The organism is Bradyrhizobium sp. IC4059, from assembly GCF_020193615.1.
Taxonomy (GTDB): domain Bacteria; phylum Pseudomonadota; class Alphaproteobacteria; order Rhizobiales; family Xanthobacteraceae; genus Bradyrhizobium; species Bradyrhizobium yuanmingense.
In genome coordinates, this window is sequence record NZ_JADYVH010000004.1 from 589,154 (window position 1) to 613,196 (window position 24,043).

22 protein-coding genes are annotated in these 24,043 nt (G+C 64.8%); 11 read left to right on the plus strand and 11 right to left on the minus strand.

What is annotated here, in order from left to right; genetic code table 11:
- Positions 1-69 precede the first annotated feature (69 nt).
- Genes I6F12_RS16325 through I6F12_RS16335 form a run of 3 tightly spaced genes read left to right on the plus strand, consistent with a single transcriptional unit; the run spans position 70 to position 2,971 of the window.
- The gene (locus I6F12_RS16325; RefSeq protein ID WP_225156825.1) at positions 70-1,242 is read left to right on the plus strand and encodes an ABC transporter ATP-binding protein; all 1,173 of its coding nucleotides are present in this window, start codon (positions 70-72) and stop codon (positions 1,240-1,242) included.
- Positions 1,239-2,153: an ABC transporter permease gene (locus I6F12_RS16330; protein ID WP_225156826.1), complete on the plus strand. Its 915-nt coding sequence runs from the start codon at positions 1,239-1,241 to the stop codon at positions 2,151-2,153. The genes I6F12_RS16325 and I6F12_RS16330 overlap by 4 nt, the downstream gene beginning before the upstream one ends.
- Positions 2,154-2,158: 5 nt before the next feature.
- Positions 2,159-2,971, plus strand: coding sequence for an ABC transporter permease subunit (locus tag I6F12_RS16335; protein WP_225156827.1), 813 nt, complete (start codon positions 2,159-2,161; stop codon positions 2,969-2,971).
- 96 nt (positions 2,972-3,067) lie between these two features.
- Here I6F12_RS16335 and I6F12_RS16340 read toward each other — a convergent pair whose 3' ends face one another.
- The 4 genes from I6F12_RS16340 to I6F12_RS16355 all read right to left on the minus strand — a co-directional run bounded on the left by I6F12_RS16340 (position 3,068) and on the right by I6F12_RS16355 (position 8,342).
- The gene (locus tag I6F12_RS16340; RefSeq protein WP_035998760.1) at positions 3,068-3,919 is read right to left on the minus strand and encodes a carbohydrate ABC transporter permease; all 852 of its coding nucleotides are present in this window, start codon (positions 3,917-3,919) and stop codon (positions 3,068-3,070) included.
- Positions 3,916-4,788: a sugar ABC transporter permease gene (locus I6F12_RS16345; protein ID WP_035998764.1), complete on the minus strand. Its 873-nt coding sequence runs from the start codon at positions 4,786-4,788 to the stop codon at positions 3,916-3,918. Before I6F12_RS16345 ends, I6F12_RS16340 begins: the two co-directional genes overlap by 4 nt.
- A gap of 96 nt (positions 4,789-4,884) precedes the next feature.
- Positions 4,885-6,270 (minus strand): ABC transporter substrate-binding protein, encoded by a 1,386-nt coding sequence (locus I6F12_RS16350; protein WP_109142529.1) that lies wholly within the window; start codon positions 6,268-6,270, stop codon positions 4,885-4,887.
- A gap of 188 nt (positions 6,271-6,458) precedes the next feature.
- On the minus strand, positions 6,459-8,342 hold the full coding sequence (locus I6F12_RS16355; protein ID WP_225112929.1) for an AsmA family protein: 1,884 nt from the start codon (positions 8,340-8,342) through the stop codon (positions 6,459-6,461).
- A gap of 287 nt (positions 8,343-8,629) precedes the next feature.
- Here I6F12_RS16355 and I6F12_RS16360 point away from each other — a divergent pair, with 287 nt between their 5' ends.
- The 3 genes from I6F12_RS16360 to I6F12_RS16370 are packed head-to-tail and all read left to right on the plus strand — an operon-like array spanning position 8,630 to position 10,663.
- A complete protein-coding gene (locus tag I6F12_RS16360; protein ID WP_035998773.1) occupies positions 8,630-9,337 on the plus strand; it encodes a CoA transferase subunit A in 708 nt (235 codons plus the stop codon).
- 18 nt (positions 9,338-9,355) lie between these two features.
- Positions 9,356-10,006, plus strand: a complete 651-nt coding sequence (locus I6F12_RS16365; protein WP_035998776.1) for a CoA transferase subunit B — start codon at positions 9,356-9,358, stop codon at positions 10,004-10,006.
- Between the two features lie 21 nt (positions 10,007-10,027).
- Positions 10,028-10,663: a GNAT family N-acetyltransferase gene (locus tag I6F12_RS16370; RefSeq protein WP_225156828.1), complete on the plus strand. Its 636-nt coding sequence runs from the start codon at positions 10,028-10,030 to the stop codon at positions 10,661-10,663.
- Positions 10,664-10,744: 81 nt separating this feature from the next.
- On the opposite strand, the gene I6F12_RS16375 is transcribed toward I6F12_RS16370, so the two are convergent.
- The 5 genes from I6F12_RS16375 to I6F12_RS16395 form a co-directional block, all read right to left on the minus strand.
- Positions 10,745-12,379: an iron ABC transporter permease gene (locus I6F12_RS16375; protein WP_225156829.1), complete on the minus strand. Its 1,635-nt coding sequence runs from the start codon at positions 12,377-12,379 to the stop codon at positions 10,745-10,747.
- Positions 12,380-12,446: 67 nt separating this feature from the next.
- Positions 12,447-13,472, minus strand: a complete 1,026-nt coding sequence (locus tag I6F12_RS16380) for a Fe(3+) ABC transporter substrate-binding protein (protein WP_035998784.1) — start codon at positions 13,470-13,472, stop codon at positions 12,447-12,449.
- Positions 13,473-13,636: 164 nt separating this feature from the next.
- Positions 13,637-14,515 (minus strand): SUMF1/EgtB/PvdO family nonheme iron enzyme, encoded by an 879-nt coding sequence (locus I6F12_RS16385; protein ID WP_225139243.1) that lies wholly within the window; start codon positions 14,513-14,515, stop codon positions 13,637-13,639.
- Positions 14,516-14,573: 58 nt separating this feature from the next.
- Complete coding sequence (gene nirK / locus I6F12_RS16390) at positions 14,574-15,671, minus strand: copper-containing nitrite reductase (protein WP_036022006.1); 1,098 nt, start codon at positions 15,669-15,671, stop codon at positions 14,574-14,576.
- 302 nt (positions 15,672-15,973) lie between these two features.
- On the minus strand, positions 15,974-16,174 hold the full coding sequence (locus tag I6F12_RS16395) for a hypothetical protein (protein WP_035998787.1): 201 nt from the start codon (positions 16,172-16,174) through the stop codon (positions 15,974-15,976).
- A 165-nt stretch (positions 16,175-16,339) separates the two neighbouring features.
- On the opposite strand from I6F12_RS16395, the gene hemN reads away from it, so the two are divergent.
- Together hemN and I6F12_RS16405 are read left to right on the plus strand one after the other, a co-directional pair.
- A complete protein-coding gene (gene hemN, locus I6F12_RS16400) occupies positions 16,340-17,692 on the plus strand; it encodes an oxygen-independent coproporphyrinogen III oxidase (RefSeq protein ID WP_225139242.1) in 1,353 nt (450 codons plus the stop codon).
- A gap of 179 nt (positions 17,693-17,871) precedes the next feature.
- On the plus strand, positions 17,872-18,069 hold the full coding sequence (locus I6F12_RS16405) for a DUF1858 domain-containing protein (RefSeq protein ID WP_035998817.1): 198 nt from the start codon (positions 17,872-17,874) through the stop codon (positions 18,067-18,069).
- A gap of 105 nt (positions 18,070-18,174) precedes the next feature.
- Here I6F12_RS16405 and I6F12_RS16410 read toward each other — a convergent pair whose 3' ends face one another.
- Complete coding sequence (locus tag I6F12_RS16410; protein ID WP_036021991.1) at positions 18,175-18,885, minus strand: Crp/Fnr family transcriptional regulator; 711 nt, start codon at positions 18,883-18,885, stop codon at positions 18,175-18,177.
- Positions 18,886-19,014: 129 nt separating this feature from the next.
- Here I6F12_RS16410 and I6F12_RS16415 point away from each other — a divergent pair, with 129 nt between their 5' ends.
- Positions 19,015-20,226: an NnrS family protein gene (locus I6F12_RS16415; RefSeq protein ID WP_225126268.1), complete on the plus strand. Its 1,212-nt coding sequence runs from the start codon at positions 19,015-19,017 to the stop codon at positions 20,224-20,226.
- Positions 20,227-20,228: 2 nt separating this feature from the next.
- Here the strand turns inward: I6F12_RS16415 and I6F12_RS16420 are convergent, their stop codons facing one another.
- On the minus strand, positions 20,229-21,257 hold the full coding sequence (locus tag I6F12_RS16420; RefSeq protein WP_225156830.1) for an AraC family transcriptional regulator: 1,029 nt from the start codon (positions 21,255-21,257) through the stop codon (positions 20,229-20,231).
- 199 nt (positions 21,258-21,456) lie between these two features.
- Here I6F12_RS16420 and I6F12_RS16425 point away from each other — a divergent pair, with 199 nt between their 5' ends.
- A complete protein-coding gene (locus tag I6F12_RS16425; protein WP_225156831.1) occupies positions 21,457-22,065 on the plus strand; it encodes a response regulator in 609 nt (202 codons plus the stop codon).
- A 179-nt stretch (positions 22,066-22,244) separates the two neighbouring features.
- On the plus strand, positions 22,245-23,924 hold the full coding sequence (locus tag I6F12_RS16430) for a mucoidy inhibitor MuiA family protein (RefSeq protein WP_225156832.1): 1,680 nt from the start codon (positions 22,245-22,247) through the stop codon (positions 23,922-23,924).
- The last annotated feature ends 119 nt before the right edge of the window (positions 23,925-24,043 follow it).

A 24,043-nucleotide genomic window follows, 5' to 3' on the forward strand; every position in this document is an offset into this window, starting at 1 on the left:
TTCCCCGAACCGGTTGAGCAAAAGCCAATCGGCCGCTAGCGTGCGGCGGAATCGGGTTTGGCAGGGACCATGGCGGAAGAGTTGCCCGGGATGAACGTTGCGGCTGAAACGGCTGGCGGAGACGCATGTCCGGCGGCCGGCCAGCCGCTGCTGCTCATCGAGGGCGTCGCCAAGACCTTCGGTACGTTCCGCGCCGTCGACGGCGTGTCGCTCGATATCAAGGCCGGCGAGTTCTTCGCGCTGCTCGGCCCGAGCGGCTGCGGCAAGACCACGCTCTTGCGCATGCTCGCGGGCTTCGAGGCGCCGGACGAGGGGCGTATCCTGCTCGGCGGCAAGGATATCGCGCAGGCGCTGCCGCACGAGCGCCCGATCAACATGATGTTCCAGAACTATGCGCTGTTCCCGCATCTGTCGGTACGCGACAACATTGCCTTCGGCCTGAAGCGCGCCGGCATGCCGCGTGCCGACATCGCCACGCGCGTCGTGGAGATGGTGGCGCTGGTCAAGCTCGAGGGATTGGAGAAGCGCAAGCCGGACCAGCTGTCCGGCGGTCAGCGCCAGCGCGTGGCGCTCGCCCGCGCCTTGGCGCGCCGGCCGCAGCTCCTGCTGCTCGACGAGCCGCTCGCAGCGCTTGACAAGAAGCTACGCGAGAGCACGCAAGCCGAGCTGATGGAGCTGCAGCGGCGGCTCGGCATGACCTTCATCATCGTCACCCACGACCAGGAGGAGGCGATGACGATGGCTGATAGAATCGGCGTGATGAACGCCGGAAAGCTCGCCCAGGTCGCCAGCCCCCGCGAGCTCTACGAGGCGCCGCGTTCGCGCTGGGTCGCCGAGTTCGTCGGCGACATCAATCTGTTCGACGGCGAATCGAAATTGCGCGACGGTCGTCGTTTGGTCATTGGCACCCGCGATGCGGGCGCGCTGGTGGTGACCGAGCCGCGCGAGGCCGTCGGCGCCGGAAAACTGGCGGTCGCGATCCGCCCCGAGAAGATCAAGCTGTCGCGCCGGGCCCCGGTCAACGAGGCCGGTCGCGAGACGGCGATCAACACGCTCGAGGGCGTGATCGCCGACATCTGCTATCTCGGCGGTACCACCACCTACAAGGTGAAGCTCGACACCGGCGGGATGCTGCAGGCGTCGGTCGCCAACAGCGCGCGGCTCGACGTCGATGCCTACAACCTGAACCAGCATGTCGTCGCCTGGTTCACGCCTGATGATTGCGTGGTGCTGCAAGCATGAGCTCCCGCCGCATCTTTGCAAGACCCGCGCGCTTTGCCGCGATCGCGCCCTATGCCTGGATGGTGCTGTTCTTCCTGGTGCCGTTCGCCTTCGTGCTCAAGATCAGCCTGTCGCAGACCGCGATCGCGCAGCCGCCTTACGAGCCGGTGTTCGACCTGACCGCGGGATGGGACGCGCTTAAGGCGGCCTTTGCCGCGCTGTCGGTCGACAATTTCAGGCTGCTCGGCTCCGACGACATCTACGTCTTCGCCTATATCCGCAGCCTCACCGTCGCCCTTACGGCGACCGCGCTGTTGCTGCTGATCGGGTATCCCATCGCCTATGGCATGGCGCGGCTGCCGAAGCGCTGGCAGGCGGTGGCGATGGTGCTTGTGATCGTGCCGTTCTGGACCTCGTTCCTGATCCGCATCTATGCCTGGATCAACATTCTTCAGCACGACGGCCTGCTCAACCAGATCCTGCTCGCGCTGCATCTGGTCAGCCAGCCAGTGGTGTGGCTCGCCACCGACGCCGCGATGTATATCGGCATCGTTTATTCCTACCTGCCATTCATGGTGCTGCCGCTCTACGCCACGCTCGCCAAGATGGAGCCGGCGCTGGAGGAGGCGGCCTCCGATCTCGGCGCGCCGCCCTGGCAGGTGTTCTGGCTCGTGACTTTTCCGCTGTCGCTGCCCGGCGTCGGCGCCGGCGTGCTGCTGTGCTTCATCCCGATCGTCGGCGAATTCGTCATCCCGGATCTCCTGGCCGGCTCCAACGCGCTGATGATCGGCCAGACCCTGTGGCTCGAATTCTTCACCAACAAGGACTGGCCGGTCGCCTCCGCTGCGGCGATCGTGCTGCTCGTCGTGCTGCTGGTGCCGCTCTTGCTGTACGAACGGCTGCAGAAGCGGCAGCTGGAGCAGGGAAGCTAGCGGCGATGCGCAGGATCTCCCGCCTGTCCCGCTTCAACATCGCCTCGCTCGCGCTGGGGCTGGCGTTCCTCTATTTGCCGATCCTGATCCTCGTTCTCTATTCCTTCAACGCTTCGCGCCTGGTGACGGTGTGGGGCGGCTGGTCGCTGCGCTGGTATCATGAGTTGTTCAACGATCGCGCCATGATCGAGGCGGCCTGGATGAGCCTGCGGGTCGCGGTCGCCTCCGCGACGATCGCGACGCTGCTCGGCACGCTCGCAGCGGTGGCGCTGTCGCGCGGTGAACGCTTTCGTGGTCGCACCCTGTTCTCAGGCATGCTCTACGCACCGCTGGTGATGCCGGAGGTGATCACCGGATTGTCGCTGCTCTTGCTGTTCGTTGCGCTGAACGCCGAGCGCGGTTTCTGGACGGTGACGATCGCCCACACCACGCTCACCATGTGCTTCGTCACGGTGGTCGTGCAGTCGCGCCTCGGCTCGCTCGATCGCTCGCTGGAGGAGGCGGCGATGGATCTCGGCTGCAATCCCGTCGGTGCGTTCGTTGCCGTGACGCTGCCGCTGATCGCCCCTGCGATCGTCGCCGGCTGGATGCTGGCGTTCACGCTGTCGCTCGACGATCTCGTGATCGCGAGCTTCACCACGGGCCCAGGCTCGGCGACGCTGCCGATCCGCATCTATTCGGAGGTGCGGCTCGGCGTGAAGCCCGAGATCAACGCGATCTGCACGCTGGTGATTGCCCTGATCGCAGTCGTCATCGTTATCGCCTCGCTCGCTTCGAAGCTGTCGAGCTCGCGAGGTGAGAGCGCTGCGCCGCTGTAGGCTCTGCTGTCATTGCGAGGAGTTCTTGCGACGAAGCAATCCAGTCTGGAGGTAGTCTGGATTGCTTCGCTTCGCTCGCAATGACGAAAGAAGAGCTTACGACTTCACCGCACCCGCCGTGAGCCCGCCCACCATGTAGCGGCGGAAGGCGTAATAGACCGCGGCCGGCGGCAGCGCGTAGATGAAGCCCGTCGTCATCAGCAGCTCCCACGGCGAGTCGTCGGCGGCGAGGAAGTTGCCGAGCGCGACGGGAAGGGTGATGTCGCGGTCGTTCGACAGCAGCAGGAACGCGTAGAGATACTCGTTCCAAGCCAGCAGCACCGCATAGGTGCCGATCGCGACCAGCGAGGGCATCATCAGCGGCAAATAGACCAGGCGGAAGATCTGCAGCGTGGTGGCGCCGTCCATCACGGCGGCTTCGTCCAGCTCCACCGGCAGCTTGTCCGAGGCCTGCTTCAGCACCCAGATCGCGTAAGGCGAGGCGATCGTCACCATGGCCAGGATCAGCGACCAGTGATTGTTGAGCAGGCCGTAATTGCCCATCGTGCGATACATCGGGACCGCGAGGAACGCCGCCGGAATGAAATAGGTGAAGAGCGCGAGGTTCAGCACGGCGCGGCCGCCCGGCACCTTCAATCGCGAAATCGCGAACGCCGCGGCGGTCGCGATGAACAGCGTGAGCACGCCCACGGAGACTGCGATCAGCGTCGAATTCCAGAACTGGGCGTAGAAGTCGCGCAGGAAGTAGTGCTGCTGCTTGAACACGATTTCGAAGTTGTGCAGCGTCGGATGATCCGGCCACAGCTTGCCCGAGAACGCGTCCTCCTTCGGGGAGATCGCGAACAGGAACATGTGGTAGATCGGGATCATCGTCCACAGGAAGACGGGAATGCCGATCAGCAGCAGCCGCGCTTCCGTCGCGACGTCACGGAGGGAGGGAAGCTTCATCGCGACAACCGTTTCATCATGAAGTAAACCAGTGGCAGGACGAACGGCATCGCGCAGACGATGGATGCCATCGCGAGCGAGAGCTGGTCGAGCCGAAGATAGCGGATGCCGAGCGTCGCCAGCACGTGCGTGAGGTCGGCAGGTCCGCCGCCGGTGAGCAGGTAGACGCTGTTGAAATCGCCCAGCGTCCAGATCATCGAGAGCAGCGTGCAGGTGACGTAGAGCGTCTGCATCGACGGCCAGGTGATGTAGCGGAATTTCTGCCACCAGCTGGCACCGTCGACCTCGGCGGCCTCGAACAGATCGTGCGAGATCGCAAGGCGCCCGGTGATCAGGATCAGCGTCCAGAACGGCAGCGACTTCCAGATGTGCACGGCGATCGCCATGCACAGCGCGACGGTCGGGTCGTTCAGCCAGTTCGGGCCGTCATCGCCGGTCAGGGAGAAGATGAAGTGGTTGACCATGCCCCATTCGGGATTGAGCATGAAGCGCACCGACAGGATGGTCGGGATCGACGGCACCGCCCAAGGCAGGATGAAGATCACCGACAGCCATCTGATCCAGGTGCGCTGCTGTGCGAAGAAGCCGGACAGGAACAGCGCAATCATCATCTTGATGTTGATGCCGACGACCAGGAAGATCAGCGTGTTGATTGCAGCGCGCGCGAAGATCGGGTCGTGATACAGCGCCACATAGTTCGCCGGATCGCGTGCCAGCCAGAGCCCGTAGCAGACGGGGTAGACGACAAAGGCAAGGAAGACGAGCAGATAAGGTGTTAGCAGGAGGATGCCCCAGACCTGCGCCGGGGTCAGCCGCGACGACAGGGGCGGGCCGGGTATTGCCTGATCGCCAGAGAGCGTGATCGCCATTCTTTCGGACTCTTCAAAGAGAAGCCGGCCGCGAGACGCGGCCGGTGTTGTTGTTGTTGCACTCTCCCCCGCAATGCGGAGAGATGGGCGGACGACTCAGCCCGCGACCTGCTTGATGCGGGCGATGAGTTCGTCGACGGCCTTGTCGACCGGAACCTTCTCACTGACGACGCGGTTCATCGCCTTCGCCCACACGTTCTCATTGTTCAAGATCGTGAACTTCCAGTTCCTGGTAAAGTCGAACTGAGAGGTGCCGCCCTTGAACTGGGTGTAGACGGCCTTGCGGTGCTTGTCGGCCTGCCAGAACGGGCTTTCCTGGCTTTCTTTCGTCACCGGGAACCAGCGGCCGAGCGCGCCCTCGATGTAGGGACGGATGTTCTCTTCCTGCAGCAGGAAGTTGAGGAACTGCTTGCCCTCGGCCTTGTTCTTGGCCGCGGTGAAGATCAGACCCGTCTTGACGTCGGAGCGATACTTGATGGTCGAGCCATCGGGAGCCTTGGGGAAGGACGCCGTGACGATGTCCTGCTCATAAGCCTTCTTGCCGGCCTCGCGCTGTTCCGGCGTGAGGTTCTGGTTCTGTGACTCCTCGTACCATTTTGCTGCGATCGAGATCGTGAAGTTGTGGGTCATCACGATCGTCTTGTTGTGGAAGGCGACATTGTTGTCCGGGTCCTTCCAGGTGGTCGCGGAGGGCGGGGCGCAGCCCTTGGTGTAGGTGTCGGTGTAGTCCTTCAGCGCCTTGATCAGGCCGTCGCGGACCTTGGGGTCGTCGACCAGCAGCTTGCCGTCGTCGTCGACCAGCTTGACGTGGTAGGCGTCCATGAAGGTGTAGAACGATTGGAACGAGTCGGTGGATTCCACGCCCATCGGCTGGCCGACGGCATAGATGCGCTGGCCTGTGGCCTTACGGATCGCCGGCTGCACCTTGTCGCACCAGAAGCTCCAGTAGCCGGTCCAGTCGTTCGGGATGTCACTCTGCTTGAAGCCGGCTTTCTCCAGCATGTCGTTCCAGATCTGGACGTGCATGCTCTGCTGCTTCAGCGGGAAGCCGTAATAGGCCTTCTTCTTGGCGACGTCGTTGTAGAGGATCGAGGCGTCCAGCGTGTTCTGCACGAACCGGCCCTTGATCGGCTCCATGACGTCGGTGAGGTCCTCGAGCTTGCCCTCATAGGCCCACTTGCCCTGTACCTGCACGTCGTAGCTGTCGGAATAGGCGACGTCGGGCACGGTGCCCGCATCGAGCGCTGCGACGGTCTTCGGAATCATGTCCTGGATCGCGTATTGCGACAATTCGACCTTGATGCCGGTCTTGGCTTCAAACTTCTTGATCGTCTCGGCGAGCGCTTCGTCCTCGGACTTGTAAAAGCCTTTGACCCACCACACCGTGATCGTCTTCTGTTGTGCAAATGCGGGCGCAGTGGCGGCAAACAGCCCGACCGCAGCGACCGCCAATGAAACTGCGCCAATAACCTTGGATTTCACGTTTTTCTCCCTCAAACGGCCGGTGTTTTAACCGGTCGTATAAAACACTAGCGCATGGTGGTAGCGCAATCAACGCATCTTGTCGGACCAAGGTCGTAGCGCGTCGGAGATGCATCATGCGCGCATCGATCCAATCGCCGCATCAATTCACCGGGATCAATTCGCGCGCGCTCCACGTCGCACAATCGTCAGTTCGACTTCGCGCCCTCTTTCGCATTTTCGGCGGTCGGCGATCCCTCCGGGCGCTTTCCACCCGTGATGCGCTGCTTGAGGAGATCGAGGAAGGGAGACGCCGCCGGCGACTGCCGGATCAGGCTTTCGGGATCGGGGAATATCAGGGGATCGTCCCAGGGGCCCTGCACCATGAAGGGCAATTGAAAGCCGGACGCCGTGTTGAGGCTCGCCACGCCCTTCATGTCGTATTCGCGGGTCGGCACCGAAGCGGTGCCGGTCAGCGTGATCTTGGCCGCCGGGCCTTCGATGCGGATGTCTTCGGCGGTTGCGATGCCGTCGGAGAATTTCACGGCGATCGTGAGCTTGTCATATGGCGTCGAGCCGCTGCGGAAATTGCCGCCGCCCGACAGCGGCCGCCGCTCCAGCCGCTTCAGCAGCTGCTCGGCATTGAAGCCCGCGATCGCGCCGTTATGCCCGGTCACGGTGGCGCTGCCGTCGAGCGACTGCACGAGGCCGAACGGGCTCGAGCCCGAGGCGAACAGCGAGACGTTGATGTTGCCGCGGCCGGACAGCTTGTTGAGGCCGAACAGCTCGGTGGCGCAGGCCTGCAGATCGACATCGGTGAACTGGAATTGCGCCTTGATGTCGGCGACCGTATCGGACCGCGCGATGCCGAACGAGCCCTTGGCGATCCCGCCATAGACCTGCGCCTCGCCGACCGAGAGCGCCAGCGTGCCGTTGCGCAAATTGGCGCCGATCGCGGTGCGGCCGAGCCGCGTGGGTCCGACGGTCAGCTTGGCCGCCGACAGGCGCATGTCGAGGTCGGTGGTCGACAATCCCTGGAGGTCGAACAGCTGCCTGTTCCAGTCGCGCGCCCCACTCGCGAGCAGGCGGAACGTCGAGATATAAGGTGTGAAGTCGAGCGCGTCGGCGGCGAGCGTGGCCTGCAGCGTCTGCCGGCCGTTATTGGCGTAGGTCATGACGCCTTCGGCGGCATTGCCGTCGAGCTCGACGTTGACATTGGTGAGCGCGATCGAGGCGCCGACGACGTTGGCGCGCGCCTTCAGCACGAAGCGGCCGAAGCCGCCGCTGCCGGGCTGCGGCTGTCCGGTCCAGCGCAGCGCGTTGCGCAAGGACGGGCTGTCCACTGTGAGCGTGCCCTCCATCATCGCGCTGGTGCGATTGGCGACGCTGCCGTCGAAGGCGAGCTTGAGCGGCGCGCTGGCGATGCGCGCCTTCAGGCCGGAGCGGTCGCCGGAGAGGGCGGCGACGAAATCGGAAAAGCTGATCGAGCCGTCGACGCGCTCGCCGCGCCAGTCGAACTGCCCGGTCGCGGCAAAAGAGCGCGAGATCGAAGGCCAGGCCAGCGACAGGTCGATGTCCTCGAGCTTCTCGTTGGCACGCGTGGCAACGTCCTCGTAATCGAGCACGCCGTCCTGGATGCGGATTTCGGAGAACGAGACCTGGTTCTCGGCCCCGGGCTTCATGGTGCGTGCGATGGTCTGGATGAATGGCGTCCAGTTGCTCTCGCCGTCCGGCTTCAGGCTGACGTGGATGCGCGGCCGCAGCAGCGTCAGGTCGGCGATCTCGAAACGCTGAAGCAGGAGCGGCAGCAGCCGCAAATTCGCGGTAAGCACGTCGACCTGGAGCGCGGGAGCGCTGGTGCCGCCGCCCTTGAGGCCGACGTCGCGGAAGGAGATGTAGCTCGCCGGAAGCACCGAGATCTCGATGCTGCCTGCGACATTGAGCTCGAGCCCGGTGACGTCGCGGATCTGCGCTTCGACCGCCTTGCGCAGCGCGTCGCGGTTGATGAGCCAGGAGGTCGCGATCAGGGCGATCAGCGCGACGCCGAGCAGCGCCGCGATCGGCGTCCCGAGGCGCTTCATTCCTTGGGCCATGGTCAATGGCATGTCCTGATCGGGTTGGTGGTTGGAGCCAGAAGGGCGGGCCGCGAAACGTGTGTGCCGACGCCCAGATCCTATGGTGTTAAGTACCGCAACTTGATGGGTTTTCTTGACGCTTTCAAGGCCGCTGCGCGGTTATGCCCACGGCATGGGCAGCTTCTATCACCCGGGGGCGGAGCGGAGAACCCCGTATCATTGACGGCTTCGGACGATTTCGCCTAATAATCGCCGCCAATGAGGCGCGACGCCCGCCAGCCCAAGGTTCAGTCGAGGTTTTTTGCATGAACAAGGTCTATCCCGACGCCAAGTCGGCGCTGTCAGGCATTCTAAAAGACAATATGATGATCATGTCGGGCGGCTTCGGCCTCTGCGGCATTGCCGAGGAGCTGTCGGACGCGATCCGGGATTCCGGCGTCAAGGGCCTGACCGTGGTCTCGAACAATGCCGGCGTCGACGGCATCGGCCTCAGCCGCCTGCTCGAAACCCGCCAGATCAAGAAGATGATCTCGTCCTATGTCGGCGAGAACAAGCTGTTCGCCCAGCAATACCTCGCCGGCGAGCTGGAACTCGAATTCAATCCGCAGGGTACGCTGGCCGAGCGCATCCGCGCCGGCGGCGCCGGCATCCCGGCCTTCTACACCAAGACCGGCGTCGGCACGCTAATCGCCGAAGGCAAGGAAGTGAAGGAATTCGACGGCGAGAAGTACCTGATGGAGCGCGGCCTGTTCGCCGACCTCGCCATTGTGCACGCCTGGAAGGGCGACACCGCCGGCAACCTGATCTACCGCAAGACTGCGCGCAACTTTAACCCGATGATGGCGACCGCCGCGAAGATCACGGTGGCCGAGGTCGAGCATCTGGTTCCCGCCGGTGAACTCAATCCCGACCACATCCACACGCCCGGCATCTTCGTGAAGCGCATCGTCGAGGTCGGCACGGCCAAGAAGCGCATCGAATTCCGCAACACCCGCCCGCGTACCGCCGCTTAAGCGCAACAGGAGACTCACATGGCCTGGACCCGTGAACAGATGGCCGCGCGCGCCGCGAAGGAATTGCGCGACGGCTACTACGTCAATCTCGGCATCGGCATCCCGACGCTGGTCTCGAACTACATCCCCGATGGCATGGACGTCTCCTTGCAGAGCGAGAACGGCATGCTCGGCATGGGGCCGTTCCCCTATGAGGGCGAGGAAGACGCCGATCTCATCAACGCCGGCAAGCAGACGGTGAGCGAGCTGCCGTCGACCTCGTATTTCTCGAGCGCGGATTCCTTCGGCATGATCCGCGGCGGCCACATGGATCTCTCGATCCTCGGCGCCATGCAGGTGGCCCAGAACGGCGATCTCGCCAACTGGATGATCCCCGGCAAGATGGTCAAGGGCATGGGCGGCGCGATGGATCTCGTCGCCGGCGTTAAGCGCGTCGTGGTGGTGATGGAGCATTCGGCCAAGGACGGCCCGAAGCTCCTGAAGAGGTGCAATCTGCCGCTGACCGGCGAGCGCGTCGTCGACATGGTCGTCACTGATCTTGCCGTCTTCACCATCGACAAGCACGGCGATGGCGGCATGGCGCTGATCGAGCTCGCCGACGGCGTCACGCTCGACGAGATCAAGTCCAAGACCGAAGCCGAATTCCGCGTCGCGCTGAAGAACACGTAGGGTCGTCGTAAAGGGGCGCGCATGACGATACGGTCCGCGCGTCCCGAAGATGCCGAATTCATCGCACAAACCATCCTGAATTCGACGCGCGGCCACCGGCCGCGCGGCTGGTTCGACGTGGCGCTCGGCTGGCCGGAAGCGGAGTGCCTCGCTTTCGTCGCGCGCGTCGCCGTCGCACGGGCGGTGTCGATGTGGCATTTTTCGCAGTTCCTGGTCGCCGAGATTGATGGCAAGCCCGCTGCTGCACTTTGCGCCGTGCCGGCAGCCGGCACCGGACCGGCGGCATGGCGCGCGGTCGAAGAGGTCGGTCTCTCAATTGGGCTGACGGCGTCAGAGCTCGACGCCATCCGCCAGCGCGGTGCCTATTCGCGAGCTTGCTGGGTCCAGGGCGGCGAGGGCGACTGGATGATCGAGCATGTCGCGACCGACCCTGCCTATCGTGGTCGTGGCTTGATGCAGGCGTTGATCGCGCATGCGCTGGACAAAGGGCGGGCAGCTGGGTTTGCCCGGGCGACGATATCGTTCCTGATCGGCAACGAGCCGGCCGAGCGCGCCTACGCGAAGGCGGGTTTTGTCTTCGCGGAAGAGAAGCGCGACCCGAATTTCGAGGCAATCATCGGCGCGCCCGGTTTTCGCATGTTCGCGCGGAAGATTTGAGCAGGTTGCAGGCACCGGCGACAACCAAGCGTTTGCTATCAATTGGTCGAAGCGCCATGAATGTGCGGACGATGTGCCCCTTCAAGCGGGGCCGCTCGGCACCTCGGAGAACCGGGTCAGCCAGGCAACTGGGCCGATGCTCGCGGCGATGATCAGGAGGGCCGCGAGCGCGCCGTCCTCGAAATTGCCGCGGCTTGCGTACTGGTAGATCGACGTGGACAGCGTTTCGACGTTGAGGGGCCGCAGGAGCAGCGTTGCCGGCAGCTCCTTCAGGCAGTCGACGAACATGATGATGACGGCGCCAAGCATCGCGGGCCGGAGCAACGGCAGATAGATCTGCCTCAACATGACCCCCTGGCCGGCGCCGACCGCGCGTGCGCTCTCGTCATAGTCGCTCGGAATGCTGTCGAACCCGGCCTTGATCATGCCGACCGGCACAGCCAGAAAACGAATCGTGTAGGCGATCACGACGGCCATCCCGGAGCCGACCAGGACCAGCCCCGGAAGCGAACGTCCGGTCCAGGTCGCGACCGCGCTCAGCGCATTGTCGACCGCCAGGACCGGGGTGAGCAGGCCGAGAGCGATGACGAGACCCGGCAGCGCGTATCCGGCCTGCGCGATGCTCAGCGCGACATATCGCAGAGGATCCGGCCGCAAGCGATGCGCGATCGTCGTGGCGAGCGCAAGCATCAAGGCCATGAGCGTTGCGAGCCCTGCAAAGGCAAACGAATGGAAGGTGTGGCGCCACAGCAGCGGGTCGAAATTTGCAAGCAGGCCGCGGCCGAGAGCCTGATGCGCCAGATAGAGCAGCGGGACCACGAAGCCGATCAGCACCGGCAGCACGCAGACCGCAAACGCGATCGACGCTCTTGCGCCCGACAGCGGGGTTCGCCGCCTCACATGCGGGCTTTCGGCCGAGAATTCGATGCTGGCGTTGCGACGGCCGTAACGCTCCATCGCGATCAGGCCGGCGACGATCGCAAGCATCAGGCATGCGAGCTGCGCTGCACCGGCAAGGCTGCCGCGGTTGAGCCAGGTGGTGAAGATCGAGACCGTCAGCGTGCGGATGCCGAGATATTCGCTGGCTCCGATGTCGTTGAGCGTTTCCAGCGCGACCAGCGCCACGCCGACCGCCAGCGCCGGCCGCGCCATCGGCAGTGAAACGCGCCACAAGATGGTCCATCGGCCGGCGCCCAGCGTCGTGGCCGCTTCCGCGAATTCGGCTGACTGAACCTGGAACGTCGCACGCGCCGAGAGATAGACGTAAGGGTAGAGCACGAGCCCGATCACGAAGATGGCGCCCGGCAGCGAGCGGAGGTTGGGCAGAAGGCCGAGGGCATCGCCCAACGGCAGCCAGATCGCCAGGGTGCGATGCACCAGGCCTAGCGGTTCGAACAGATCGGCATAGACGTACGCCGCAAGATAGGTCGGAATCGCCAGCGGCAGCGGCATCAGCCACAGCAGCATGCCCCGGCCGGCAAAATCGTGGCGCGACATCACCCATGCAGTGCCGGCGCCGATCAAAAGTGTGACCGCGCCGACCCCGACGAGCAGAAGGGCAGTGTCGAGAAGGGCGGCCGGCAGCACGTAGTTGATCAGGTCGTGCCACACATCGGATGCCGGCTGCAAAGCCAGCGAAACGATCGAGATCACGGGCGCCGCGACCAGGACCGCGGTTGCGATCGCGATGGCGGTTGCGGCGCGACCGGCCCGCACACGGCCCCTCGATCGAGGCCGTGTGCTCGTAGCTTCCAGCAGTTCGATAGACGTGGGCCGCCAGAGATCAGTTGTCAAAGCCGACCTTGTCCACCAGCGAGGCCGCAGCCTTGCGGTTGGCGGCGATCTTTGCGATCGGCAACGGATCCGGGACGAGCTTGCCGTAGCCGGCGATGGTCGCATTGACGGCGACACCGCTCCGAACCGGATATTCGTAGTTCTGGTCGGCATACATCTGCTGCGCCTGCTCGCTGACGAGCCACTCGATCAGCTTGGTACCGTTGGCCTTGTTGGGCGCGTTCTTGGCGAGCAGCACGCCGGAGAGGTTGACGTGGGTGCCGCCGCCCTCGAAGGTCGGCAGGATGACGCGGGTCGCCTCCGCCCACGGCTTCTTCTCGGGATCGTTGTTCATCATCAGCGCCCAGTAATAGGTGTTGCCGATGCCGATATCGCATTTGCCGGCGGCGACGTCACGCGCGGCTTCGCGATCGCCGCCCGACGGCTTCTGCGCGAGATTCGCCTTCAGGCCCCGCAGCCATTCCTCGGCCTTGGCCTCGCCGTACTTGGCCGCGTAGGCCGCGAACAGCGCGTTGTTATAGATGTGCTGGCCCGAGCGAATGCAGATCTTGCCCTTCCACTTGGGATCGGCGAGCTCCTCATAGGTGATCTTGTCCTGCTTGACGCGATCCTTCGAGGCATAGATCACGCGCGCGCGCATGGAGATGCCGGCCCAGTGTCCGTCCGGATCGCGATATTGCGCCGGCACGACCTTGTCGACCGCCTCCGACTTGATCGGCTGGGTGACGCCGGCCTGCACGGCCTCGTCGATGCGGCCGATGTCCACCGTCAGCAGCACGTCGGCCGGACTGTTGGCCCCTTCCGCCTTCATGCGCTGCTCCAGACCGGAGCTTGCGGAGACGACGTTGACCTTGATGCCCGTGTCCTTGGTGAACGCATCGAACAGCGGCTGGATCAGCTTGGTCTCGCGGTAGGTATAGACGTTGACCTCGCCGTTGGCGGCTGCCTCCGACACGAAAGACGTGGTCAGGCTCAACACCGCCGCAGACGCGGCGAGGACGCGAAGATAGATCATAAGGGCTGCTCCCAGGCGCGAGATTGAACGCCGATTGAGTAGCGCAGGCGGGGGGCCAACGTTAGCGACGCGATGTCGCGAGAGCATAAGCTTAGAGCAATTCCAAAGTATCTTTTAGACTCATTCTAATACTGAAGCGACGGTCATGGGAAATAATTGACGCCCTATGATCCTGCCGGCCTCATCTTGCTCAGGCGCTGCGAGACGCTGGCCAGCCACGACGTCTCCTCGCGCACCAGGCGGAAGCCGAGATTGGCGGGCGGCACGCCCTGGGCGCAGCCGCCGGCACGGGCGTCGCGGATGAAGTCGGTGACATAGGCGCGGTGCGCACCCTCGGCGACGCGCACGCCGCAATTCACGGTCGCGCGGCCGGGATTGCCGGAATCATCGACACGCGAGCGCACGAAGCACGTCGCGGTCCACTCCCAGATATTGCCGGCGAGGTCTTCGACGCCATGTTCGTTCGGGCCGAACTTGCCGAAGCGATGAGCCGTGGTGTCGGAGAGGTCGCGTTCGGATTCGCGCTCATAGCGGCTGATCCAGCGCTTCGAAGGGTCGCTTGCATCGACCGGTGCGCCGTCGTCCTTGAATCGGGAGCCGGCGGCAAAGGCCCATTCCTCGTCGCTCGGCAGGCGGTATTGATGGCCGGTCTTGCGCGATAGCCAGCCTGCGTAGGCCTCGGCATCGTGCCAGCTCACCTGCACTGCTGGGCGATCGGGGGCGATTGCCACGTCGCGATCGAGTGCGCGGCAGGCGCCATCCTGCACGCAATGCTGATAGTCGGATGAAGCGACCTGATTCCGCATGATGCGCAGCGGCCGGTTGATCCGGATGGTGCGCATCGGCGCTTCCGCCTGCTGTCCGCCGCGGGTGAAATCGCCGGCCTCGCGATAGGCGAAGCTGCCCGGGGCGACCTCGACCAAGGCCGGCTCGCCGACGGCATGGCGCATCGTCAGCTCCGAGACCAGAGGCGCAACGGCCAGCGGCCCCGCAAGCCCGGCCGCGCAGGCAAGTGCCAGCTTGAGCTTGAATGCGATCAGCACAATCATTCCTCCGCAGAAGGAAAAAAGGGGCCGGCGATGACCGGCCCCTTCGTCGCGTCTAGTTGGTGCTGGCAGGAGGTATTTCGGCAGGCGCCTTCACTTGCATCATCAGATCGTCGTTCCACTTGCCTTCGACCTTGAAGTGCGCGGTGGCGCCGAGACTGGCCGCCTCGATCAGGTTATGCGTGACATAGGCGTAGATGCCGGGCTGCTGGAACTTGTACAGCGCAGCTCCCGCCGAGCCGCCGCGGATGAACCAGGTCTCGAGCCCGACCTCGGGCGCGTTGCCGAACTTGCCGGTCTCCCAGACATAGTCGCCGTGGCCACCGATCAGATGCGGACGGCTGTCGCGATTGGCCTGCGAGTGCACGATCAGCACGTTCTCGCCGACCTTCGCGGTGAGCGCGTTCTTGCCGGTGAGCGCGCCAACCTTGCCGTTGAACACGACATGGGTCGGGGTCAGCTTCTTCATCACCTCTTCGGTCTCGGTGAAGGCTTCGCCCGGCGATTCGTAGGACTTGAAGTTGCCCTTCTCGTCGCGCGGCACGTACATGTCCTGCTCGCCGATATAGTAGACCTTGTCGTATTTCAGCGCGCGGCCCTTGCCGTCGTTCAGCCCCTCACGCGGCAGCACCATCACGGCACCGTTCATGCCCGAGACGACGTGCCAGGGGGTCATCGGGCCGCCCGGTGCGCAGTGATACACGAACACGCCGGTCTTGGTCGCCTTCCAGCGCAGCACGACCTGCTCGCCGGGATTGATGAGCGTGAGCTCGCCGCCGCCGAGCGCGCCGGTCGCGGAATGGAAGTCGATGTTGTGCGGCATGGTGTTCGTCGCGGGATTGACTAGTGTCAGCTCGACATAGTCACCCTCGTGCACGACCATGAGCGGGCCCGGCATCGAGCCGTTGAACGTCATCGCCTGGAAGGTGGTGCCCTTGTCGTCGATGACGAATTTCTTCTCCTCGATCGTCATCCTGAACTCGACGATCTTGGGGCCCTGTGTCGTGGCCTGCTCGTGCGCGTGCACGAAGGGCGGAGCGACCAGCTCTACCTTCTGACGCGGCAGCTTGAGATCGCCGGCGGCGAAAGCCGGGATCGCCAACATCAGGGCGGTCGCGGCGGCGCTGATCAATGCGGCTCTGCGGGTGAACATCGGAAGCATCCTTCATCTGAAATGGTTTTGATGACGGAGTGCAGTGTGCGCCGATTGCGGCAAGCGTGTTTGTGCTGCGACAAGCTTCCGCCGGATTCGCGTTCGGCAACATGACCTAGATTTCTCGAAGGAGCGGGATCGGCGATGGCAACTCACCGCGTCCGCAGGCGCGATGCCGATCGAGGCCGAGCGTCAACTCAGCGGCAACTCGTTTGCATGTTCAAGCTGGATGACGATCTCGGTTGCCCCGCTCATGCGCGTGGACGAGATCGCAAGACAGGCCTTGGCGAAGGCGCGTCCGTTCAGAGCAGGTTCACGGCGAGCCAGACCAATCCCCAGATCGCCAATGACAGCGCGACGAAGACGGCGATCGCGGCCGCCAGGGCGCGCACCGCGCCGGCGGGGGCCGGCGCGGCCGGGGCCGGCCGGAAGTCGTCGAAACGCGGGATATGGCCGCGGACGTCGAGCAGGGAGAGAATGAGTTCGAGTGCGAAAAGCCTCATGGCGAACGCTCCGGATGGCCGCGATTTTTTCTCACCATGGCCGGGAACCGGTATCCGCGCTTTGCGCGAGCGCAAAGCCGCGTCCGCCGATCCGGGTTATTTGAATTCATTCCGTGATTTGCCGCGATGTCTCGCGCGCGGCGGGCATTTACGAATGGGTAACTTATGAGAGCTGATCTTGCGGCGATCTACGGCGAGGAGCGCCTGCCTCGCTACACCAGCTATCCGACCGCACCGCATTTCACGCCCGCGATCGGTCCGGACGCCTATGCCCGCTGGCTGGCGGAGCTGCCGGTGGCCGCCAGCGCATCGCTCTATCTGCACGTGCCATTCTGCCGCGAGATGTGCTGGTACTGCGGCTGCCATACCCAGATCGTCCGCCGCGACGAACTGATCGCCGGGTACCAGCGGACGCTACGCAGAGAGATCGCGCTGACGGCCGAAACCATCGGCCACCGCATCAAGGTCGAGCACATTCATTTCGGCGGCGGTACGCCGACGATCATGGCGCCGGACGCCTTTGCCGAGCTGATGGCGACGATGCGCCAGGAATTCTTCGTGCTGCCCTCGGCGGAAATCGCGGTCGAGATCGATCCCCGTACATTGAGCGCGGACATGGTCGAGGCGATGCGGCTCTCCGGCGTCAACCGCGCGAGCCTCGGCGTGCAGAGCTTCGACCCGGTGGTGCAGCGGGCGATCAACCGTGTGCAGAGCTTCGCGCAGACGGCCTCCGTGGTCGAGATGCTCCGCGGCGCTGCGATCGAGGGTGTCAACTTCGACCTGATCTACGGACTGCCGCACCAGACAGTGGCTTCGTGCCTGGAGACGGTGCGACGCAGCCTCGCGCTTTCACCCAGCCGCTTCTCGGTGTTCGGCTATGCTCACGTGCCAGCCTTCAAGAAGCACCAGCGCATGATCAATGAAGGCGTGTTGCCCGACGGCCTTGCGCGCCACGACCAGGCCTGCGCCATCGCCAATGCCTTGAAAGAGGCCGGCTACGTGCAGATCGGGCTCGATCATTTCGCGCGGCCCGACGATGCCATGGCCGTGGCGTTCGAGCAGGGCACGCTGCGGCGCAACTTCCAGGGCTACACCACCGACCGGAGCGAAGTCCTGCTCGGCTTCGGCGCCAGCGCGATTGGGCACCTGCCGCAGGGCTATGTCCAGAACGAGGTGCAGATCGGCGCCTATTCGCAGAGCATCGCTGCCGGCCGCCTCGCCACCGCGAAGGGTTACGGCCTCACCGATGACGACCGGCTGCGCGCCGACATTATCGAACGCATCATGTGCGAGTTCGGTGCCGATCTCGGTGACATCTGCGCGCGCCATGGCGCGGAGGCCGGCGCCATGCTGAAATCTGCCTCGCGTCTGAAGCCGCTGATTTCCGACGGCGTCGTGAGGGTGGAGGGCGATCGACTCGCTGTCGCCAAGGACTCGCGCTTCCTGGTCCGCAGCGTCGCCGCTGCGTTCGATGCGCATCTGGATCCAGGCAAGCAGTTGCACAGTCGGGCGGTGTAGCCCCCCGTCATTCCGGGGCGCGCCTCTTGGCGCGAACCCGGAATCCATTTCACTGCACTGGTTGCTGCTCGATGGATTCCGGGTTCGCGCTACGCGCGCCCCGCAATGACGAGCCAGCTTGCGCTCCAACAAAGAAACTCGGTCCCGCGTCGCTATCGTCGATCGGAATGGAGTTGTCCATGTCCTTCCGATCCGACGATCTGGTCGATGACATCATGCATTCGGCGCCGCACACGATCCGCGTGTTTCTCGCCTTCAGGATGGCTTGCGTCGGCTGTCCGATCGCGACCTTCCACACGGTCGATGACGCCTGCCGCGAGCATGGCATTGACCGCGACAAGTTCCTCGCCGCGCTGATCGAGTGCGTGCCGGCGTGAAACGATCAGGAATCGCGCAGGTGTGCGTGGGTTCCCGGATGATGAGCGCGCTTTCGCCGTAAGCGGAAGCGCGCCTCATCCCTGACTTGAGCAGAGAGGTGTCTCTCACGCCGTGCCGCTGTCGACGCTCCGTTCCGCCAGAACCACAATCTTGTGCGGCTCGCGCAGAATGATGCGCTGGCGGCCGCTCTCGACCAGGCCCTGGCTCTCCCAGCCGCTCAGGATGCGGCTGACGGTGTGCAGCGTGGTGCCCGTCATCTGCGCGATGTCCTGGCGGCTGATCGGGAAGTCGATCTCGATGCCGTGGTCGAGCTTCTTGCCGGATTGCTTGGCGAGGCGAAGCAGCGCGTGCGCGACGCGTTGCTCGACCTGCTGGGTCGACATTTCCAGGATGCGGGTGTGACTTTCCTGCAGCCGCGTGCCGACGGTCTGGAGCGTGTTGGCGGCAAGCGCCGGAAACCGCTCGACCAGCCGCGGCCAGGCCGAAGTCGGCCAGATCAGCACGACGCTGTCGTCGACCGCCATGGCCGTCGCCGGATACCGCGCGGCTCCGATCGCCATCGCGAGCCCGAACGTCTCGCCGGGCGTGACATAGCGCACCACGATCTGCTCGCCGGCAGGTGTGGTCTTGGCCGCGCGGACATGGCCGTGCAGCAGCAGGAAGAAGGACTGCGCGTCCGCCCCCTGCTCGAAGATCGCACTGTTCTTGGGATAGCGCGCCGAGCGGGCCTCACGCAGGATCTCGTCGAGAGCTTCCGGCGTCATCCCCGCAAACAGCGGCAAATGCGCAACCAGCGATGTGTCGACCTTGGCCATTCTGCCTCCCCTGGCATCAGGGAGTGTGATGGCACCTGCAATCGTCAGGTAGTTTGCGTTAGCGCAAAACGAGGCCGCCCGGTGGCAGTATTTTTCCAAGCAACAGTCTGATTTGATTGGAGTTGACCCATGGCTGGCGCCCGATCCCGCAACTTTACGGGCTGGCCGCTGTTTGCGAACAGCTTTCGCCCCTTTTTCCTGCTCGCCGCAATCCAGGCGGCGTTGTCGATCCTGGTCTGGCTGCCGATGTTCTACGGCGAATTGTCGGTGAGTTCCGCATTCGCGCCGCGCGATTGGCACATCCACGAGATGCTCTATGGCTTCCTGCCGGCCGTCATCACCGGCTTCCTCTTTACCGCCATCCCGAACTGGACGGGGCGCCTGCCGATCCAGGGCGCGCCGCTCGCAGGCTTGGTGACGGTCTGGCTTGCCGGACGCGTCGCGGTGACGCTGTCGGCGAATACCGGTTGGACGTTTGCACTGGTCGTCGATGCCGCGTTCCTGGCATTGGTCGTTGCCGCCGCAACGCGCGAGATCATCGCGGGCGGCAACTGGCGCAACCTGCCGGTGGTGGGGCTGGTGCTGGTTCTGCTCGCCGGCAACGTCGCCTTCCATGTCGAGACGCATTACGCAGGCGCGGCCGACGTCAGCATCCGCGTCGGCATCGGCGTGGTCGTCCTGCTGATCGGCTTGATCGGCGGCCGCGTCATTCCGAGCTTCACCCGCAACTGGCTGGTCAAGTTCAATCCCGGCCGCCTGCCGGTGCCGTTCGGACGATTCGATGGCGCGGTGATCGGCTTGAGCGCGCTGGCGCTGATCGCATGGATCGCGGCACCGCTGAACATGATCACCGGCGTCGCGATGGCGGCAGTCGGCGTGCTGCATCTGGTTCGGCTTGCACGCTGGGCCGGCGACCGCACTACGCGAGAGCGGCTGCTGCTGATCCTGCATGTCGGTTATGTCTTCGTGCCGCTCGGCTTCATCCTGAACGCTGTGGCCGCCTTCGGCGAGCTGCCGCCGAGCGCCGGCATCCATGCCTGGATGGCGGGTGCTGCGGGAACGATGACGCTCGCGGTGATGACCCGCGCCAGCCTCGGCCATACCGGACAGGCGCTGACGGCTTCGCCGGCGGTCCAGGCAATCTATGCTGCAATCGTCATCGCGGCTCTGGCCCGAATCGGTGCCGTCGTGTTGCCCGCGTATGGCGACGTGCTGCTGTACGTCGCTGCCTGCGGCTGGATCCTCGCCTTCCTCGGATTTGCCGTCGCGTTCGGTCCGCTGCTCGCCGGCAGCGGGCGGCGGGCGCTCGCCACGATGGGCGTGCCCGCCCCCGCGCGCTGAAGTCAGGCTGCACTTGCCGAGGGCGGTGCGGAGCGAGGCCGCACGCCCTTGCGCCAATCGGTGATGGTGCAGCCGAAGCGGCCGCGAAACCAGCGCGCCATGGCGCTCTGCGCGGAGAAGCCGAGCTGCACCGCGATGTCGGCCAGCGGCCGGGTGTGATCCTCGATCAGCTGGAGCACGAGATCGGCGCGCTGCGCGTCCAGGATGGCCGAGAAGCTGGTGCCCGATGCGGCGAGGCGGCGGTGGATGGTGCGGCGGGTGCAGGCCAGATGCTCGGCGACGCGCTCGACCGTGCAATCGCCGCTGGCGAGCAGGGTCCGCACCACCTCGTCGACCTTGGCCTCCCAGCTTGCCGGCCTGCTCTCGATCGCCTCGATCCGCTTGCGCAAGTAACTCGCGATCAAGGGATGCGCGCTTGGGATCCGGCGCTGCATGTCGTGCGCCGACAACAGGATCGCATCATCGTCCGCATTGAAGATCACCCGGCAGCCGAAGAAGTCGCGGTAACGCTTGCGGTCGAGCGGCGGCGGGTAGTGCAGATGCACTTCCAGCGGCCGCCAATCGCCTCCGAACAGCGACTGGATGATGCGCTGAACGCTGCCGAGCGCCATGTCGATCGACTGCCGCGGCGCGCGCGGCTGCCGGCCGCGCAAATGCAGCGTGATGGTCACGGTCCGCTCGTCACGCGTGACGTCGAGCCGCATGCCGTCGTGATGGATATGGATGAAGCGCGAAAACGCCTCGATCGCTTCGCCGACGGTCGCCTGTTCGCGCACGATCAGGCCGACCGCGCCGAAATTGGTGAGGCCGCCGCGCTCGGCGAGACGCAGGCCGAAATCCTCGGCGCCGGAGGCCTTTGCCGACAGTTCGAGCAGGCGGCGCAGGCCGGTGACGGCGATGGGGATGTCGGGCTGGTCGAGGCAGGCCAGCGGCAGCCTGACCTTGCGCATCATCTGGCCGGGGTCCAGCCCGACCGACCGGGCGACCTCGGGGTAACAGCTCAAGCCTGCGCTGCGAATGAGGTCGGTCATGCAAACCGTTCCTGCCAGCCATACCCGCAGATGTCCCGAAATGTAAAGTTTCTGTCTCAATACGTCAAATCGGGGAACCCGGCGGCGCATACATAAGGAAAACCGATGCACCGGCGTGAATGCCGTGCGCACTGACGGCGGGCGCGACGGGGCCCGGCCGTCTCGGGCCATTTGACCAAGACATTGCTGGATCGGGACTATGCCGGGGAACATGCTTTCCAAGGGCGAGGTATTCGTCATCGACACTGACGCCGCCTCCCGCGAACAACTTTCCGCCGCGCTCGAACAGAGCGCCTATGACGTGATCTGCTTTGCCGATGGTGCCTCTCTGCTCTCGGAAGCCAAGACGCGGATGCCGGCCTGTGTGCTGCTGGAGATGCCGCCGGATCGCTCCGCTCTCGAGGTGCTCAGGCAGCTGCGCGAGGAGAATTGCATGGCGCCGGTGCTGGTGACGTCGGCGAACGGCAGCATCGCCATGGCGGTCGACGCCATCAAGAGCGGCGCAGCCGACTTCATCGAAAAGCCGTTCCGTACCCACGACATCGTCAACCGGATCGATGCCGCTATCGATCAATTCGCGCAACCCGGGGCGATCCGGCAACGCTGGCTGCCGGGCTGCGAACCTCTGACCGCGCGCGAAGCCGACGTGCTCGAGCATCTTGCCGCCGGCCTTACCAACAAGGGGATCGCCCGGCGGATGCATCTGAGCGCGCGGACGGTCGAAGGTTACCGCGCCAGCGTCCTGAAGAAGGCCGGCGCCAAGAACGTAACCGATCTGCTCCGGCGCATTTTCGGCCAGGGCTCTTAGGCCCAGGTCTGAAGCCGCCCGGAGCACCGGGCGTTCCGCAGACATGGTGCCGCCGCGGCGGCGCCCCACGGAAGTCTCAATCGAACCGGTTCCTTCCCTGCCGCGTCCAACCACGATGGCGAGGCATCTCATCGCGCGCGTCCGGCTGGCGGCGCGGCGATACCGGCAGGAGGGACTTTATGCGCATCACCGCAAGGTATTTGGCAACCACGGGCCTGGTCCTGGTGACCACGGCGCTGGCATCGCCGTTATGGGCGGCCAATGTGGACGCCAATTCGACGATCGACACGGTCACCGTCTATCCCGACGGTGCCACCGTCACCCGCGTCATTTCGCTAGATCTCGCCTCCGGCGATTCGACATTGGTGGCCAAGGATTTTCCGCTCTCGCTCGATCCATCTTCCCTCCGCGTCGAAGGCGAGGCGGGCGCCAAGCTCACCATCGGCACGATCGACGCACGCCCACCGAAGGCCGCGCCGCCGGTCAACCTGCCCGAGCTCGACAAGCGCATCGAAGCGCTGAGGGATCAACGGGCCGACCTGCAGGGTGCGATCGACTCGGCCAATGCCCGGCGCAAGTTCGCGCAGCATTTTGCCGAGGCGTCGCCGGCCGGCCTCGGCGAGAAGGGCGAGGCGCGCCCGATTGCTGAATGGCGCGCGGCCTTTGCCGCGGTCGCCGAGGAGATCGCGACCGCCGACAGCGCAATTCGCGATGCCACGCGAAAACAGCGCGAGCTCGACCGCCAGATCGCGCAACTGGAAGCCGAGCGCTCGGCCAAGCCGCCGAGCAAGCTGGAAGTGCGGATCGACGTCGCCTCGGCCGCCGCGACCAAGGCGACGCTGCGCGTAACCTATGCCGTGCGCAACGCGCGCTGGGTGCCGCTCTACGATGCGCGGCTCGATACCGGCGCCAAGGATCGCAAGCCGCAGCTCGAACTGGTTCGTCGCGCCGAGGTGACGCAGGCCACCGGCGAGGACTGGTCGAACGTGACGCTCGGCGTCTCCACCGTGCGCATCAGCCGCGGCGGCAGTGCTCCGGAGCTGCATTCGCTGATCGCGCAATATCCACAAGTGCCGAAGCCCATGGCCCTTGGCACGGCCTCGGATCTAGCGCGGCCTGCGCCAACTGTTCGCCAGCGCTCGTACGAGCCCATGTCCAAGGCTCCCGAAGCGACCGAGTTGCGCGAGCGCGCCGACGAGCAACAGGCCCTCGCCGAGATCGGCGACTTCCAGGCCACCTTCAGGATTCCCGGCCGCGTCAGCCTCGGCGCCGCCGACGGTGCCAAGAGCCTACGTATCGCTTCGGTGAATGTGCCCGCCGATCTCGCGGTGCGCGCCGCGCCGGTGCTGGATCCGACCGCATTCCTGGAAGCCAGCTTCAAGCAGACCGACGACACGACCCTGCTGCCGGGCAAGGTCGCGATCTATCGCGACGGCACCTTCGTCGGCCGCGGCAAGATCACGGCGTCCACCAAGGACGACATCGTGCGGCTCGGGTTCGGCGCCGACGACAAGGTCAAGATCGAACGCGCCGTGCTCAAGCGCAACGAAGGCTCGGCAGGCCTCCTGGTCACGACGTCGAAGACCGACGAGCGTTCGTTCAAGACCACGATCCGCAACGGGCATGATTTTCCGATTCGCGTCGCGATCGAGGATCAGCTGCCGGTCAGCGAGAACGAGGACATCGTCGTCGAGATGCTGCCCTCGAGCACCCAGCCGACCGCCAACAACATCCGCGACAAGCGCGGCGTGCTGGAATGGTCGTTCGACGCCAAGCCCGGCGAGGCCCGCGACATCAACTTCGCCTGGCGCATCCGCTGGCCGAAGGACAAGAGCATGGTGATCGTCCCGGCGGGCTGATTTCCTGCACAGGTGGCGCAGCTTCACCTCGCCCCGCTTGCGGGGAGAGGTCGGGTTGCATCGAAGATGCAATCCGGGTGAGGGGGTACAGGTCTCTCGACCATTTCGCGTGTGGAGAG